The 14,584-nt window shown below is 70.7% G+C and carries 15 protein-coding genes; 9 read left to right on the top strand and 6 right to left on the bottom strand.

Annotation, left to right across the window (positions count from 1 at the left end):
- Positions 1 to 75: 75 nt before the first annotated feature.
- Together ACHAAC_RS04215 and ACHAAC_RS04210 are read right to left on the bottom strand one after the other, a co-directional pair.
- Entirely contained in the window at positions 76 to 2,127 is a 2,052-nt protein-coding gene (locus ACHAAC_RS04215) for an FAD-dependent oxidoreductase (RefSeq protein ID WP_435714684.1), read from the bottom strand.
- Positions 2,124 to 2,513, bottom strand: coding sequence for a nuclear transport factor 2 family protein (locus ACHAAC_RS04210; RefSeq protein WP_435714683.1), 390 nt, complete (start codon positions 2,511 to 2,513; stop codon positions 2,124 to 2,126). The genes ACHAAC_RS04215 and ACHAAC_RS04210 overlap by 4 nt, the downstream gene beginning before the upstream one ends.
- On the opposite strand from ACHAAC_RS04210, the gene ACHAAC_RS04205 reads away from it, so the two are divergent.
- Positions 2,508 to 2,810: an SCO4848 family membrane protein gene (locus tag ACHAAC_RS04205; protein ID WP_435714682.1), complete on the top strand. Its 303-nt coding sequence runs from the start codon at positions 2,508 to 2,510 to the stop codon at positions 2,808 to 2,810. The two genes, ACHAAC_RS04210 and ACHAAC_RS04205, sit on opposite strands and share 6 nt — an antisense overlap.
- Here the strand turns inward: ACHAAC_RS04205 and ACHAAC_RS04200 are convergent.
- Positions 2,713 to 3,303 (bottom strand): PadR family transcriptional regulator, encoded by a 591-nt coding sequence (locus ACHAAC_RS04200; protein ID WP_435714681.1) that lies wholly within the window; start codon positions 3,301 to 3,303, stop codon positions 2,713 to 2,715. The two genes, ACHAAC_RS04205 and ACHAAC_RS04200, sit on opposite strands and share 98 nt — an antisense overlap.
- A gap of 107 nt (positions 3,304 to 3,410) precedes the next feature.
- Here ACHAAC_RS04200 and ACHAAC_RS04195 point away from each other — a divergent pair, with 107 nt between their 5' ends.
- Complete coding sequence (locus ACHAAC_RS04195; RefSeq protein WP_435714680.1) at positions 3,411 to 3,689, top strand: YciI family protein; 279 nt, start codon at positions 3,411 to 3,413, stop codon at positions 3,687 to 3,689.
- Positions 3,689 to 4,705, top strand: a complete 1,017-nt coding sequence (locus ACHAAC_RS04190) for an alpha-hydroxy acid oxidase (RefSeq protein ID WP_435714679.1) — start codon at positions 3,689 to 3,691, stop codon at positions 4,703 to 4,705. The genes ACHAAC_RS04195 and ACHAAC_RS04190 overlap by 1 nt, the downstream gene beginning before the upstream one ends.
- On the opposite strand, the gene ACHAAC_RS04185 is transcribed toward ACHAAC_RS04190, so the two are convergent.
- Entirely contained in the window at positions 4,695 to 5,804 is a 1,110-nt protein-coding gene (locus tag ACHAAC_RS04185; RefSeq protein WP_435714678.1) for an ABC transporter ATP-binding protein, read from the bottom strand. The two genes, ACHAAC_RS04190 and ACHAAC_RS04185, sit on opposite strands and share 11 nt — an antisense overlap.
- A gap of 235 nt (positions 5,805 to 6,039) precedes the next feature.
- Between ACHAAC_RS04185 and ACHAAC_RS04180 the strand changes: the two genes are divergently transcribed.
- The 6 genes from ACHAAC_RS04180 to ACHAAC_RS04155 are packed head-to-tail and all read left to right on the top strand — an operon-like array spanning position 6,040 to position 12,658.
- Positions 6,040 to 7,329 (top strand): ABC transporter substrate-binding protein, encoded by a 1,290-nt coding sequence (locus tag ACHAAC_RS04180; protein ID WP_435714677.1) that lies wholly within the window; start codon positions 6,040 to 6,042, stop codon positions 7,327 to 7,329.
- On the top strand, positions 7,326 to 8,315 hold the full coding sequence (locus ACHAAC_RS04175; protein ID WP_435714676.1) for a carbohydrate ABC transporter permease: 990 nt from the start codon (positions 7,326 to 7,328) through the stop codon (positions 8,313 to 8,315). Before ACHAAC_RS04180 ends, ACHAAC_RS04175 begins: the two co-directional genes overlap by 4 nt.
- Complete coding sequence (locus ACHAAC_RS04170; RefSeq protein ID WP_435714675.1) at positions 8,312 to 9,136, top strand: carbohydrate ABC transporter permease; 825 nt, start codon at positions 8,312 to 8,314, stop codon at positions 9,134 to 9,136. Before ACHAAC_RS04175 ends, ACHAAC_RS04170 begins: the two co-directional genes overlap by 4 nt.
- Positions 9,133 to 10,590, top strand: a complete 1,458-nt coding sequence (locus tag ACHAAC_RS04165; protein ID WP_435714674.1) for a glycoside hydrolase family 1 protein — start codon at positions 9,133 to 9,135, stop codon at positions 10,588 to 10,590. Before ACHAAC_RS04170 ends, ACHAAC_RS04165 begins: the two co-directional genes overlap by 4 nt.
- 31 nt (positions 10,591 to 10,621) lie before the next feature.
- The gene (locus ACHAAC_RS04160; protein WP_435714673.1) at positions 10,622 to 11,632 is read left to right on the top strand and encodes a LacI family DNA-binding transcriptional regulator; all 1,011 of its coding nucleotides are present in this window, start codon (positions 10,622 to 10,624) and stop codon (positions 11,630 to 11,632) included.
- Between the two features lie 18 nt (positions 11,633 to 11,650).
- The gene (locus tag ACHAAC_RS04155; RefSeq protein ID WP_435714672.1) at positions 11,651 to 12,658 is read left to right on the top strand and encodes an adenylate/guanylate cyclase domain-containing protein; all 1,008 of its coding nucleotides are present in this window, start codon (positions 11,651 to 11,653) and stop codon (positions 12,656 to 12,658) included.
- Here ACHAAC_RS04155 and ACHAAC_RS04150 read toward each other — a convergent pair.
- Together ACHAAC_RS04150 and ACHAAC_RS04145 are read right to left on the bottom strand one after the other, a co-directional pair.
- Positions 12,633 to 13,706, bottom strand: coding sequence for an FAD-dependent oxidoreductase (locus tag ACHAAC_RS04150; protein WP_435714671.1), 1,074 nt, complete (start codon positions 13,704 to 13,706; stop codon positions 12,633 to 12,635). The two genes, ACHAAC_RS04155 and ACHAAC_RS04150, sit on opposite strands and share 26 nt — an antisense overlap.
- Before the next feature lie 38 nt (positions 13,707 to 13,744).
- On the bottom strand, positions 13,745 to 14,566 hold the full coding sequence (locus ACHAAC_RS04145) for an alpha/beta fold hydrolase (RefSeq protein WP_435714670.1): 822 nt from the start codon (positions 14,564 to 14,566) through the stop codon (positions 13,745 to 13,747).
- Between the last annotated feature and the right edge of the window lie 18 nt (positions 14,567 to 14,584).

The following is a 14,584-nucleotide window of genomic DNA, read 5'->3' as shown; positions in this document are numbered from 1 at the left end:
ACGGTTCGCAACCCGTGCATCTGCGGGAAAACCGTGCAGCCGTGCTGATTCCCATGTCGACATGGGAATCGGTGGTCAGAGGCGGGCGGCCAGCTCGGTGGCCTGCTTGATGGCCCGCTTGGCGTCGAGCTCGGCGGCGACGTCGGCGCCACCGATGACATGGGTCGTGACGCCGGCCGCCTCCAGCGGCTCGACGAGGTCGCGCACGGACTTCTGACCCGTGCACAGCACGATGGTCTCGACGTCGAGGCAGCGCTCCTGCGCATCGTCCTGCCCCTTGCGCAGGGTGATGTGCAGGCCGTCGTCGTCGATGCGCTCGTAGGTGACGCTCTTGACCATGTCGACGCCGGAGTCCTTGAGCGTGGTGCGGTGCACCCAGCCGCTCGTCTTGGCCAGACCCTTGCCCAGGCTCGTGGACTTGCGCTGCAGCAGGTGCACGGTGCGCCGTGCGGGTGCCTTGACCTTGGTGCCCAGCCCGCCCCGCGCGCCGCCCTCCACGCGCTCGTCCGGATCGACGACGCCCCAGCGCTGCATCCAGTCCTCCACGGACTCGTGGGGCTCGTGCAGGAGGAACTCGCTCACGTCGAAACCGATGCCGCCGGCGCCCATGACGGCCACCGACGCACCGACGGGAACGCGCTCGCCCACGACCTGCTGGTAGGTCACGACCTTGGGGTGATCGATGCCCGGGAGGTCCGGCACTCGCGGCTCCACGCCCGTGGCGATGACGACCTCGTCGAACCCCTCGGCGACGAGCTCGTCCGCCGTCACGCGACGCTCCAGGTGCAGGGTGACGCCACGGACGTCGATCATCCGGCGGTAGTAGCGGACGGTCTCGGTGAACTCCTCCTTGCCGGGAATCTGCATCGCGAGCTTGAACTGTCCACCGATCTCGGGCGAGGCCTCGAACAGCTCGACGTGGTGCCCACGCCCGGCGGTCTCGACGGCTGCCGCCAGGCCCGCGGGGCCGGCGCCGACGACGGCGATCCGCTTGGCCCGCTGCGTCGGCAGGAGCACCAGCTCGGTCTCGTGCGCGGAGCGCGGGTTGAGCATGCAGGTGGCCCGCTGGTTCTTGAAGGTGTGGTCCAAGCAGGCCTGGTTGCAGGCGATGCAGGTGATGATCTCGTCGGCACGACCCTCCGCCGCCTTGACGACGAAGTCCGGGTCGGCCAGCAGCGGGCGGGCCATCGAGACGAGGTCGGCCTGGCCGGAGGCCAGGATCTCCTCGGCCACCTCGGGGGTGTTGATCCGGTTGGACGCGACGACCGGCACGTCCACGGCTTCTCGGAGCCTGGCCGTCGTCCAGGCGAACGCCGCCCGCGGCACCGAGGTGACGATGGTGGGGATGCGAGCCTCGTGCCAGCCGATGCCGGTGTTGATGATGGAGACGCCCGCCTCCTGCAGCAGGTGCGCCAGCTCGACGGTCTCCTCCCAGGTCTGGGCGTCGTCGACGAGGTCGAGCAGGCTCATCCGGTACATGACGATGAAGTCCTCGCCCACCAGCTCCCGGGTCCGCTTGACGATCTCGACCGGGAAGCGCATCCGCTTCTGCGCGGTCCCGCCCCACGCGTCGGTGCGGTCGTTGGTGCGGGCGGCGAGCATCTGGTTGATGAGGTAGCCCTCCGAGCCCATGATCTCCACGCCGTCGTACCCGCCTCGTCGGGCCAGGGCAGCAGCCTCGGCGAAGTCGGTGGCCGTCCGGTCGACCTCCTTCGTGCTCAGCGGCGAGGGCTTGAACGGCGTGATCGGCGACTTCTTGGCCGACGCCCCCTTGGAGAAGGGGTGGTAGCCGTACCGTCCGGCGTGCAGGACCTGCATCGCGATCTTGCCGTCGTGCTCGTGCACGGCGTCGGTGACCAGGCGGTGCTTGTCGGCGAGGCGACCGTTGTTCATCGTCCCGCCGAAGGGCAGCAGCCAGCCGCGGCGGTTGGGGGAGTAGCCGCCGGTCACCGAGAGCGCGACGCCACCCTTGGCCCGCTCCGCGAAGTAGGCCGCGAGCTTGGGCAGGTCCTTGGCGCGGTCCTCCAGCTTGGTGTGCATCGAACCCATGACGACGCGGTTGCGCAGCGTCGTGTGGCCGAGGTCGAGCGGGCTGAGCAGGGTGGGGTAGTCGGGGTGCGTGCTCATCGGGACTCCATGGCCTCGGTCTGGATCTGCGGGAACTGGGCACCCATGGCCTCGGCCAGGGCGTGGGCGGCCGACAGTGGGCGCACCATCACGGTGAGCTCGCTGATCAGCCCGTCGTCATCGACGGTGATGAAGTCGCAGCCGTGCAGGGACACGTCCCCGACGCGGGTCTGGAACACGAGCGCGTGCCGCTGTTCGGCGGCGAGCTCGTCGACGTAGTGGAAGTCCTCGAAGACCCGGCCGACACCGCGCAGGATGGCGGTCACGAGCGGACGACCCTCGTAGGGCCGGAAGGCGACGGGACTGCGGAAGACCACGTCCTGCGCGAGCAGGTCGCCGAGGGCGTCGAAGTCGCCGCGCTCCACGGCGTCACGGAAGGCGTGCATGGTCAGCTCCTGGTGGTGTGGTGCGATGGGGCGGTGATCTCGAGGTTCTCGGCCTGGCTGCTCGTCGCAGCCGGTGTGTTCAACGTCGTCATCTGGCCGCGCTTCGCCAAGGCGATCGTCGACGATGAGCGGGCCTGGTCCGGCGAGGCCTGGAGCAGCGCTCCGACGTCGTTCCTGTGGGTGCACGCGGTGCTGATCGTCACGGCGATCGCCTTCGGCCTGTGCGTGCTGGTGATCGGGGCGCGGGCGTTGCGTTCCCACCGGTCAGCGCAGCGAGGATCTCGTCGCACCACGTGATGCCGCCCTGCTCGGCCAGCAGCCCGCCGCGCAGCACGAGCCAGGCGCCGAGCTCGTCGTCGGCCACGGCGCTCGGATCCGGGTAGAAGCGGGCGGCGCTCTCCTCGTAGTACGAGAGCTTCTCGACGTGCTGCTGTCGTCGCCGTCGCACGTCGGCGACGGTGGTCTCCCGGTCGGCAAAGGGCAGGGCCCGCAGCTTGACCGCGAACTCGCTGCGCAGCACCTCCGGCGGGGTCGGCGAGACGGCGAATCGGCGCAGCTCGTCTCGGCCCGCCTCGGTGAGGGCGTAGACCTTCTTGTCCGGGCGATGGTCCTGGGCGACGAGGCGGGACTCCACGAGACCGTCGGCCTCCATGCGCCCCAGCACCTTGTAGATCTGCTGGTGGCTGGCCCTCCAGAAGTTGCCGATCGACGCGTCGAAGCGCCGGGCGAGCTCGTAGCCGCTCGCGGAGCGCTCCGCGAGGGAGACGAGGATCGCGTGCTCCAGGGCCATGGCGGGGACCCTACTATGCAACGAGTTGCACTGCAATGGGGTGCACCCGATCCATGGATGCAGCAAGGCCACCGGGTGCAACAGGCCCTCGGTCTAGGCTGGCGTGCATGTCGATCTACGTCGTGACCTACGCCTACTCCGCCCACGAGAGCGACCTCGCCATCCGACGCGTCGAGCACCGCGACTACCTCGCCGGACTCGACGAGCTGGTGGTGAGCGGTCCGGCCGAGCGGGGCCGTCGGGCCGTGCTGGTCTTCCGGGCGGAGAGCCGCGAGGACGTCGAGGAGCTCGTCGCGGCCGACCCGTTCGTGGCCGCCGGCTTCGTCGGCGAGCGCGTCGTGCTGGAGTGGGACCCCATCCTCGGCTCGCTGGCCGAGCACTTCTGATGGACGACGAGCTGATCGACCTCCTCGGCGAGGGGGCGCACGGGTACTTCGCCGGTGGTGCTGGTGATGAGATCACGCTGCGCGAGAACGACCACTCATGGTCGCGGCTGCGGCTCGCGCCGCGGGTGCTCGTCGACGTCTCCGAGCGCGACGCGTCCGTCGAGCTGCTGGGTCGGCGACGTCCGAGCCCGCTGCTCGTGGCCCCGATGGCCTACCAGAAGCACGTGCACCCCGACGGCGAGCTGGCCTCGGCCCGTGCCGCGGAGCAGACGGGGACGGGGTACGTGCTCTCCTCCCAGACGACGACGTCACCGGCCGAGGTGGCCGCGGTCGCCCCCGCCGACCGGTGGTTCCAGCTCTACGTCTTCCGCGATCGCCAGATCTCGCTCGACCTCGTGGCCCAGGCCAAGGAGGCCGGGTACGAGGCGCTCGTCCTCACGGTGGACTTCCCGGTGGCCGGCTGGCGCGAGCGGGACCGCCGCTCGGGCTTCAAGGTCGAGCACCCGATCGCGCTCAACCCCGAGGGGCCGGCGCTCACGACCGAGGAGCTCTTCGCGATGCACGACCCGAGCCTCACGTGGGACGACATCGGTGCGTTCGCCGAGGCTGCTGGCATGCCGCTGCTGCTCAAGGGCATCCTGCGACCGGACGACGCCGAGCGTGCAGTGGACGCGGGTGCCGCGGGCGTCATCGTCTCCAACCACGGGGGCCGCCAGCTCGACACCGTCCTCACCGGGGCCGAGGCGCTGCCGCCGGTCGTCGAGGCCCTGGCCGGGCGGGCTGACGTCCTCGTCGACGGTGGCGTGCGGCGCGGATGGGACGTCGCCAAGGCCCTGTGCCTGGGAGCCAGTGGTGTGCTCGTGGGTCGCCCGGTCCTGTGGGGCATGACGCGTGACGGGCAGGCCGGGGCCGCGGCGGTGCTGGAGCAGCTGCACGCGGAGCTGGACTCGACGCTCGCCCTGCTGGGGTGCCCGCGTGCCGCCGACCTGGACGAGAGCTTCCTCATCAGGCAGTGAGGCGGTCCCCGGTGCCGGAGTCGAAGACGTGGAGGGCCTCGGGGTCGACCGTGAGCTCCAGCTGTTGCCCGGGCTGCAGGCGACGACGCCCGTCCAGACGCACCACCACCGACGGGCCGGGGTCTGCTGTCTGGTCCGGAGCGGGTGTCCCCGCGGGTCGCCCGTAGACGAAGGCATCCGACCCCAGCTCCTCCACGACGTCGACCGTGACGACCAGGCCGCTCTCGTCGGAGGTGGCGATCCGCCAGTCCTCGGGGCGGATCCCGAGCATGAGGGCCCCGGAGCTCGCTGCCCCGGTGACCGACCGGGGTACCGCGACCTGGTGCCCGTGCAGGACTGCCGAACCGTCGCCCCGGGTGGCGGCCGGCAGCAGGTTCATGGCCGGCGAGCCGATGAAACCCGCGACGAAGAGGTTGGTGGGGCGCTCGTACAACGCCAAGGGGGTGTCGACCTGTTGCAGGACGCCGTCCTTGAGCACGGCGACGCGATCCCCCATGGTCATGGCCTCGACCTGGTCGTGGGTGACGTAGACGGTGGTGACCTCGAGGCGCCGCTGCAGCGCGGCGATCTGGGTGCGGGTCGAGACGCGTAGCTTGGCGTCGAGGTTGGACAGCGGCTCGTCCATGCAGAAGACCTGGGGCTGTCGCACGATCGCCCGGCCCATCGCGACGCGCTGCCGTTGCCCTCCGGAGAGCACACGGGGCTTGTGGTCGAGGACGGCCGTGAGGTCGAGGAGCTCGGCGGCCTCACGGACCCGCCGGCTGCGCTCGGACCGGGGCACCCGCGCGACCTTGAGGGCGAAGGCCATGTTCTCGCCCACGGTGAGCTGGGGGTACAGCGCGTACGTCTGGAAGACCATGGCGATGTCGCGGTCCTTGGGGGCGACGTCGGTGACGTCCTGGCCGCCGATCCGTATCGAGCCGGAGCTGATCTCCTCCAGGCCGGCGAGCATGCGCAGCGAGGTGGACTTGCCGCATCCGGAGGGCCCCACCAGGACCATGAGCTCGCCGTCATGGATGTCCAGCTCGAGGTCGTCGACCGCGGGACGCTCGGCGCCCCGGTAGGTGTGAGCGGCGTGGTCGAAGCGGACCTGGGCCATGGACGGGCTCCTCTGCACGGCCCGGGCGCTGTGGTCCGGGCTCACGGGAATGTGTCCCACAGGAAAGCACAGACGCCACGAAAGTGGAAGCGCTCCCACGCCAAGGGGCGCGCCTCGAGGGACCGTCTACCGGGCGGTCCAGGAGGAGGTTGACAAGCAGGACGACCGATGTCAGGGTGAGCCGCATCACATTTGTGGAAGCGCTCCCACGCTTCGCCAACCCGCAGGAGTCACCGTGCGTCCCACCACCCGCAACCGCCTGGCCGTCGGCGCCGCCGCCGCGACGCTGGCCCTGACCGCCGCCTGCAGCAGCGGCGGCGACCCCGCAGCGTCCTCCGAGCAGGAGGCCCTCGCCGAGGGTGAGGCGCTGACCATCACGACCTTCGGCGAGTTCGGCTACGACGAGCTGATCGCGGAGTGGAACGAGGCCAACCCCGACCTCCAGGTCGAGCAGACGAAGGTCTCGCAGTGGGACGACTGGAAGAACGAGATCAACACCAAGCTCCAGGCCGGGTCGGGGCTCCCGGACCTCGTGGCGGTCGAGGGGGACTTCATGCCCGCACTCGTCGCTGCGCCGGACCGCTGGGTCGACATGTCCTCGTCGGACGTCGAGGGTCGGTGGCTGGACTTCAAGGAGGAGGCAGCCACCACGCCGGACGGCGAGCTCCTCGGTTATGCGACGGACGCCGGTCCCGAGGCCATCTGCTACCGCGCCGACCTGTTCGAGGAGGCGGGCCTCCCGTCCGAGCGGGACGAGGTCGCCGAGCTCATGACCACCTGGGAGGACTACTACGCCCTGGGCGAGCGATTCACGCAGGCGTCCCCCGACGTCGCGTGGTACGACTCGTCCGGCTCGGTCGCGCAGGCGATGCTGAACCAGGTCGAGTTCCCCTTCCAGCAGGCCGACGACACCGTCGACGTGGAGAACGCCGAGCTCATGGAGGTCTTCGACACGGTGTCCGCGAACTCCGACGCACTCTCGACCCAGGCCGCGCAGTGGAGCGACGACTGGAGCGCGGGCTTCACCCGGGACGGCTTCGCGACCGTCCCGTGCCCGGGCTGGATGCGCAGCAACATCCGCGACAACACCGGCGACCCGGCTCCCGACGGTGTCGAGTGGGACATCGCCGACGTCTTCCCGGGCGGGGGCGGCAACTGGGGCGGCTCCTTCCTGACGGTCCCCACGACCTCGCCGCACCAGGAGGAGGCGATGGAGTTCGCCACCTGGCTCACGGCGCCCGAGCAGCAGATGAAGATCTTCACCACGCTCGGCAACTTCCCCTCCCAGGTCGACACCCTGCAGGACGAGGAGCTGCTGTCCGCGACCGATGAGTACTTCAACGATGCGCCCGTCGGTGAGATCTTCTCCGCCCGGGCCGAGGCGATCGACGTGCAGCCCTACCAGGGGCCGCTGTACTCCGACATCCTGACCAAGTTCCAGGACGCCATCGTCCGGGTCGACCAGGGAACCGCCCCGGACGACTCGTGGCAGACCTTCCTGTCGGAGGTCGAGGCACTGCAGTGAGCCATCTCCTCGAGCGTCCCGCGGCCGGGGCCACCGATCAGGTGCCCCCGCCGCGGGACCGGGCCAGGCTGCTGCGCCGCCAGCGACGTAGCCGCTGGGACATGCGGCTGGCCCCCTACCTGTACATCTCCCCGTTCTTCGTCCTCTTCGCGCTGGTCGGCCTCTACCCACTGCTCTACACCGGGTACCTGTCGCTGTTCGACTGGGACCGGGCAGCGTACGTCCGCGGTGAGTTCGTCGGCCTGGCCAACTACGCGTTCGTCCTGGGCGATCCCGTCTTTCGCAAGACCCTGGTGAACACGTTCAGCATCTTCGTGATGTCCTCGATCCCGCAGGTGGTGATCGCGGTCGTGGTCGCGGCACTGCTCGCCGGGAACCTGCGCGGGCGGACCGTGTGGCGGATGAGCGTGCTGCTGCCCTTCGTCGTCGCGCCGACGGCCGCGGTCCTGATCTTCGGCAGCCTGTTCGCCGACCGCTACGGCCTGGCCAACGCCGTCCTCGCCGAGGTCGGTCTCGAGCCCATCCGCTGGCACGTCGAACGATGGTGGAGCCACGCCGCCATCGCCGGCATGGTCAACTGGCGGTGGACCGGGTACAACGCCCTCATCTTCCTTGCGGCGATGCAGGCCGTTCCGCGCGAGCTCTATGAGTCCGCCGCGCTCGACGGCGCCGGTCGCGTGCGCCAGTTCCTCTTCATCACGCTCCCGCTCATCCGCCCGACGATGATCTTCATCATCGTCACCAGCACCATCGGTGGCCTGCAGATCTTCACCGAGCCGCGGCTCTTCGACGACAGCCCGGCACGCGAGGGCGGACCCAACCAGCAGTACATGACCACGACGCTCTACGTGTACGCCCGCGGCATCGAGGACCAGTTCTACGGACGCGCCTCGGCCGCGGCATGGGTGCTGTTCGTCATCATCATCCTCGTCGTGGCTCTCAACTTCGCCATCACGCGCGCCGTCACCCGAAGGAGCGTCCGATGACCCGACGACCGGGGTTCCTCGTCTACGGGCTGCTGGCCGCGTTCGTGCTCGGCTCGGCCCTGCCGCTGTACTGGTCGTTCGTCATCGGCTCGCACACCAGGGGCGAGGCCAACACCTTCCCGCCGCCGCTGCTGCCCGGCGGACACTTCCTGCAGAACGCCGCGCGGGTGCTCGACACGGTCGACTTCTGGCAGGCGCTGCTCAACAGCCTGCTGGTCTCCACGGCCTGTGCGGTCTCGGTCGTCTTCTTCGCCACGCTCGCCGGATTCGCCTTCGCCAAGCTCCGCTTTCGTGGCAGCAACGTCCTGATGGGCTTCGTCGTGCTGACCATGGCGGTCCCGACCCAGCTCGCGATGGTGCCGTTGTTCATCCTGATGCGCGACTACGGGCTGCTGGACACCCTCACCGCGGTGGCCCTGCCGACCCTCGTGACCGCGTTCGGCGTCTTCTTCATGCGCCAGTACCTGCTGGACGCGGTCCCGGACGAGCTCATCGAGGCTGCTCGCATGGACGGCTGCTCGATGCTGCGGACGTTCTGGACCGTCGCCGTGCCCGCCGCCCGACCGGCCATGGCCATCCTCTTCCTCTTCACCTTCATGCAGGTGTGGACCGACTACATGTGGCCGCTCGTCGCGCTGCAGAGCACCGAGACGCTCCAGATCGCCCTGGACCGTCTGGCGCTGACCGGGCAGGGACAGACGACCGACTACGGCCTGGTGCTCGCCGGTGCCGCCATGTCGACGATCCCCCTGCTGATCCTGTTCGTCGTCGCCGGTCGACAGCTCGTCGCCGGCATCATGCAAGGAGCCGTCAAGGGATGACCACGACCACCGCACCACTCACCGCGGGCAGCTCGCTCACCTTCCCGCCGGACTTCCTCTGGGGCACGGCCACCGCGGCGTACCAGGTCGAGGGCGCCGCCCACGAGGACGGGCGGACGCCGTCGATCTGGGATGCCTTCAGCCGTCTGCCCGGAGCCGTGCTGAACGGCGACACCGGTGACGTCGCCTGCGACCACTACCACCGCATGGAGGCCGACGTCGCCCTGATGGCCTCCCTCGGCCTCGGGGCCTACCGGTTCTCCACCGCCTGGCCGCGCATCCGCCCCGATGCCGGACAGCCCAACCAGCGCGGCATCGACTTCTACTCACGCCTCGTCGACACGCTGCTCGAGCACGAGATCACCCCGTGGCTGACCCTCTACCACTGGGACCTGCCCCAGTCCCTGGAGGACGCGGGCGGCTGGACCAGCCGTGAGACCGCCCATCGGTTCGCCGAGTACGCCCTGACGATGCACGACGCCCTGGGGGACCGGGTGCCGTTCTGGACCACGATGAACGAGCCGTGGTGCTCGGCGTTCCTCGGGTACACCGGCGGCCAGCACGCTCCCGGGCGACAGGAGGGAGCCGCCGGGCTCGTCGCCGCCCACCACCTGATGCTCGGCCACGGGCTCGTGGTCGATGAGCTGCGGCGTCGCGGCGTCGACGACGGGCTGGGCATCACGCTGAACCTCACGGTCGCCGAGCCGTTCGACCCGCAGCAGCCGGAGGACGTCGATGCGGCCCGTCGTGTCGACCACCTGTGGAACCGGGTCTTCCTCGACCCGATCCTGACCGGCGACTACGCCGAGGAGCTGCACGACATCACCGACGCGATGACCTGGCAGGGTCGTCCCTGGCAGGACGTGATCCTCGACGGCGACATGGGCGTCATCTCCACCCCGCTGGACGTCCTGGGCGTGAACTACTACCACGGTGACGGAGTCTCGGGCCGTGCCCACCCGCCCGAGCAGGTGCTCGGCTGGCGAGCGAGGCACCCCCCGCGCCCCACCCGTTCGCCCTTCCCGGGCGGGGACGACATCACCTTTCCCCGTCGTGGGTACCCGACGACCGGCCTGGACTGGGAGGTGCAGCCCGAGGCGCTGACCGGACTGCTGGTCAGGCTGCACGAGGAGTACGACGTCCCACCGATGTACATCACCGAGAACGGTGCGGCCTACCCCGACGTCGTCGGACCGGATGGAGAGGTCGACGATCCCGAGCGCATCGTGTTCGTCGACGGGCACCTGCGGGCGGTGCACGCTGCCAGGGAGCTCGACGTCGACGTGCGTGGGTACTTCCTGTGGTCGTTCCTGGACAACTTCGAGTGGGCCTACGGGTACGCCCAACGGTTCGGGATGGTCCACGTCGACTACGCGACCCAGCACCGCACCCCCAAGTCCAGCGCTCTCTGGTACGCGCGGCTGGCGGAGACCGGCCTCCTGGAGGACCGCTAACGTGCCTCGGGTGAACGATCAGGTACCGAGCGTGGGCGCCACCACCCCCACCCTCGACGAGGTCGCGCAGGTGGCCGGAGTCTCACGGGCCACGGCGTCCCGGGCGATCAACGGCGGCAACCGGGTCTCGCCGCGGGCGCTCGCGGCGGTCGAGGACGCGGTCCGGACGCTCGGCTACTCGCCCAACCCGGCCGCCCGCAGCCTGGTCACCCGTCGTACGGAGTCCATCGCGCTCGTGGTGCCCGAGCCCGACGAGCGCGTCTTCGCCGACCCGTTCTTCGGTCACACGCTGCGCAACGTCAACCGGACCCTGGACGACCGCGACCTCCAGCTGGTGCTGCTGCTCGCCCGGTCGGGGGAGGAGGGGCGGTTGCTGCGCTACCTGAGTCGGCGCAACGTCGACGGTGCGCTCGTGGTGTCCCACCACCGCAACGACCGCCTGGCCGAGCATCTCGTCGGGCTGGGGCTGCCGTGCGCCTTCGTGGGGCGTCCCTGGACCCATGCCGATCAGATCTCCTACGTCGACACCGACAACCAGGCCGGGGGGCGAATGGCCACGCGGCACCTCCTGGATCGCGGATGTCGGCGCATCGGCACCGTCGCGGGCTCGATCGACATGGCCGCCGGGGTGGACCGCCTGGCCGGGTGGCGCGAGACGCTCGCGGCGGCCGGGCAGGCGTCCGACGCGGTGGCGCACGGTGACTTCACCGAGGAGGGTGGCGTCGCTGCGGCCCGGAGCCTGCTGCAGCAGCATCCCGACCTCGACGGGCTCTTCGTCGCCTCGGACCTCATGGCCGTGGGGGTGATGCGCGTGCTCGCCGAGCGCGGGCTCGCGATCCCGCGGGACGTCGCCGTCGTCGGCTACGACGACCTCGACGCGGCCGAGCGGACGGTTCCGGCGCTCACCACGATCCGGAACCCGGTCGGCGAGATGGCCGAGAACGCCACCCGCCTGCTGTTGGAACAGCTGGGGCAGAAGGCGCCGCCACCCCCGGTCCGGGTGATCTATCCGCCGGCCTTGGTCCAGCGGGACAGCGCCTGAGCGCACTACCATCGGGCCGTGGACACCTCCGATGAGTCGGCGTTCGACCCCTCGCTGCTGATCGACGTCGCGCACGAGTTCCTCTTCGACGGTCAGCCGACGTTGACGCAGCGGGAGGTGGCCGAGCGCGCGGGCGTCGACCTCGACGTCGCGAACGACCTGTGGCGCTACCTCGGCTTCTCCGTCGTCGGCGACGACAACGTGGCCTTCTCCGAGACCGACGTCGAGGCCATCAAGGTGACGCAGCGGCTCACCGAGCTCGGCATCGTGAGCCCGGAGACCATCCCGCAGTTCGTGCGCGCGCTGGGGCGCAGCTTCTCGCGTCTGGCCGACTGGCAGACGCGGCTCCTGCTGAGCTCGATCTCGGAGTCGGCCGACGAGGAGGGTCCGCCGCTGGAGGTGATCAGCGAGGTCATCCCGATGGTCGAGGAGGTCCAGGCGTACGTCTGGCGGCGCCATCTGCTGGCGGCCGCGAGCCGGATCGCGATGCGGACGGCGGCCGATGAGTCCTCCGGCCCGACGGTGGTGGGGTTCGTCGACATCGTCGGCTACACCTCGCGCAGCCGGCAGATGAGTGCGCGCGACCTCGCCGAGCTGGTGGAGCACTTCGAGCGCGTCGTCACCGAGCTCGTCGTGGACGCCGCCGGTGTCGTGGTCAAGACCATCGGCGACGAGGTGCTGTTCACGGTGGACGACCCGGCGGACGCGGCGGAGGTCGCCCTCTCGATGGTCGAGCAGGGCGAGGACGAGGACGTGCTGTTCCCCCAGGTCCGGGTCGGCCTCGCGCACGGTCCGGTGCTGGCGCGGCTGGGCGACGTGTTCGGGCCCACGGTCAACCTGGCGTCACGGCTCACCTCGGTGTCCCGGCCCGGCCGGATGCTCATCGACCACGACCTCGCGATGGTGCTGCGCGAGCTCGACGAGGACGGCGAGAGGTGGCGGCTGCGACGCACCCGCCGCACCTCCGTCAAGGGGTATGAGCACCTGGAGCCGTGGTCCCTCAAGCGTCCGCGGGAACGCTCCTGAGCGATGCCAGCTGGTCTCGCACCGCGATCGCGGCGAAGCGCCCTGCTCGGTTGGCGCCGATGGTGGACGCCGACGGCCCGTAGCCCACGAGCTGGACCCGCGGGTCGGCCATGGCCGTCGTGCGCTCGAGCTGGATGCCTCCGTGCTCGGAGCGCAGCTGCAGGGGGCCGAGGTGTGCCACGGCCGGGCGGAAGCCGGTGGCCCACAGGATGGCGTCGACGGGCTCGAAGGAGCCGTCGTCCCACCGCACGCCCTCGGGCTCGATGCGATCGAACATGGGCAACCGGTGGTAGGCGCCGAGCCGGGCGGCTTCCGCCTCCTGGGGTCGGAGCATGAGTCCGGTGACGCTCACGACGCTGGTGGGCGGCAGACCGCGACGCACCCGGTCCGCGACCAGGGCGACGGCCTCGCTGCCGGCCTCCGGGTCGAAGGGCTCGGTGCGCCAGACCGGCTCGCGACGCGTCACCCACAGCGTGTCGGTCACGGGGCGCAGCGCACCGAGGAACTGCACGGCGGAGGCGCCACCGCCGACCACGAGGACCCGGCGCTCGCGGAAGTGGTCCGGTCCCGGGTAGTCCACGGTGTGCAGCTGCTCGCCGCGGAACGTCTCGGTTCCCGGGTAGTGCGGCACGAAGGGCTGCGTCCACGTGCCGGTGGCGTTGACGAGGGTCCGGGTCAACCACCGGCGGTCCCCGGCCTCCACGCTCAGCAGGCCCCCCTCGTCACGGCCCGGCGCGTCGCGGACTGCGGCCACGTGGACGGGCCGCAGCACGGGCAGCTCGTGCCGGCGCTCGTAGTCGGCGAAGTAGGCGGGCACGAAGGTGTTGGCACGCTCGCTCCCGGTGTCCGGGGGGACGGGGCTCTCGGGCAGGTCGGCCACGCGGTGGACGTCGTGCATCGTGAGCGCGTCCCACCGGTGCTGCCAGGCCCCGCCGGGGGTCTCGTCGGCATCCAGCACGACGTGCTCGACGCCCCGGCGGCGCAGGTGGTAGGACGTGGAGAGCCCGGCCTGGCCGGCGCCGATCACGAGGCTGTCGAGGACGTCCACGGCAGGGTCAACGTCCGGGACCGGCGCGGTATGCCCGCTCAGCCCCCCAAGGGGTGCAGGCCCCGCGTCGCCCGTCCGACCGTCTGCTCGATGACCCGGGTGACGAGGTCCGGGTCATCGCCCATCGGGACGTGGCCGCAGCCGGGCAGGTCGACGTGGTGGGCCCTGGGCAGCCGGGCCCGGGCGGTGGCCGCCTGCGAGTGGGGCAGGATCCGGTCACGTGTCCCCCAGGCGACCGTGGTCGGGACGGGGACCTGCTGGTCGAAGCGGTACACGACGCCCTCGCGAGCGGTCCGCTCGAAGGCGGTGGCGTGCCGCAGGGCCAAGGAATCGCCGTAGGTCGAGTCCGCGTCGTGGCGCTCCGGCCGGGAGTACAGCACCCAGCCGATCAGACGGCGCCCCCGCGGGTCCGCGGCCATCCGGCGCAGCACCGCCTTGGGGGACAGGACAGCGAGCAGCCGCATGAGGGTGAGGGGGACGAGGGCCTGGAACCGGCTGACCGGTCCGAAGAAGCCGGCGGGGCTCAGCGCGGTGACGGAGGAGACGAGGCCGCGAGCCCCGAGCTCGAGCGCGATCGCGCCACCGAGGGAGTTGCCGACGACGTGCGGCTTGGTCACGCCCCACTGCTCGAACTGGCCGAGCAGGTGGTCGCACGCGTTGTCCATGGAGTAGCGGACGCCACCGGCGAAGGCGGGAGACTCACCGAAGCCCGAGAGGTCGGGTGCGATGACGTCGTGGTGCTCGGCCAGACGCTCGATCACCGGGCCCCAGGCCTGGCGACGGTGCCCGATCCCGTGCAGCAGCACGAGCGGAGGCGCTCCGGGAGTGCCGTGTCGGGTGAAGGCGAGGTCGGGGTGCATGGCAGGGATCGTGACACA

This window comes from Aeromicrobium sp. CF4.19 (genome assembly GCF_051262555.1).
Classification (GTDB): domain Bacteria; phylum Actinomycetota; class Actinomycetes; order Propionibacteriales; family Nocardioidaceae; genus Aeromicrobium.
The sequence above is the reverse complement of the archived record's forward strand: the minus strand, read 5'-3'. Positions and strand labels throughout refer to the sequence as shown.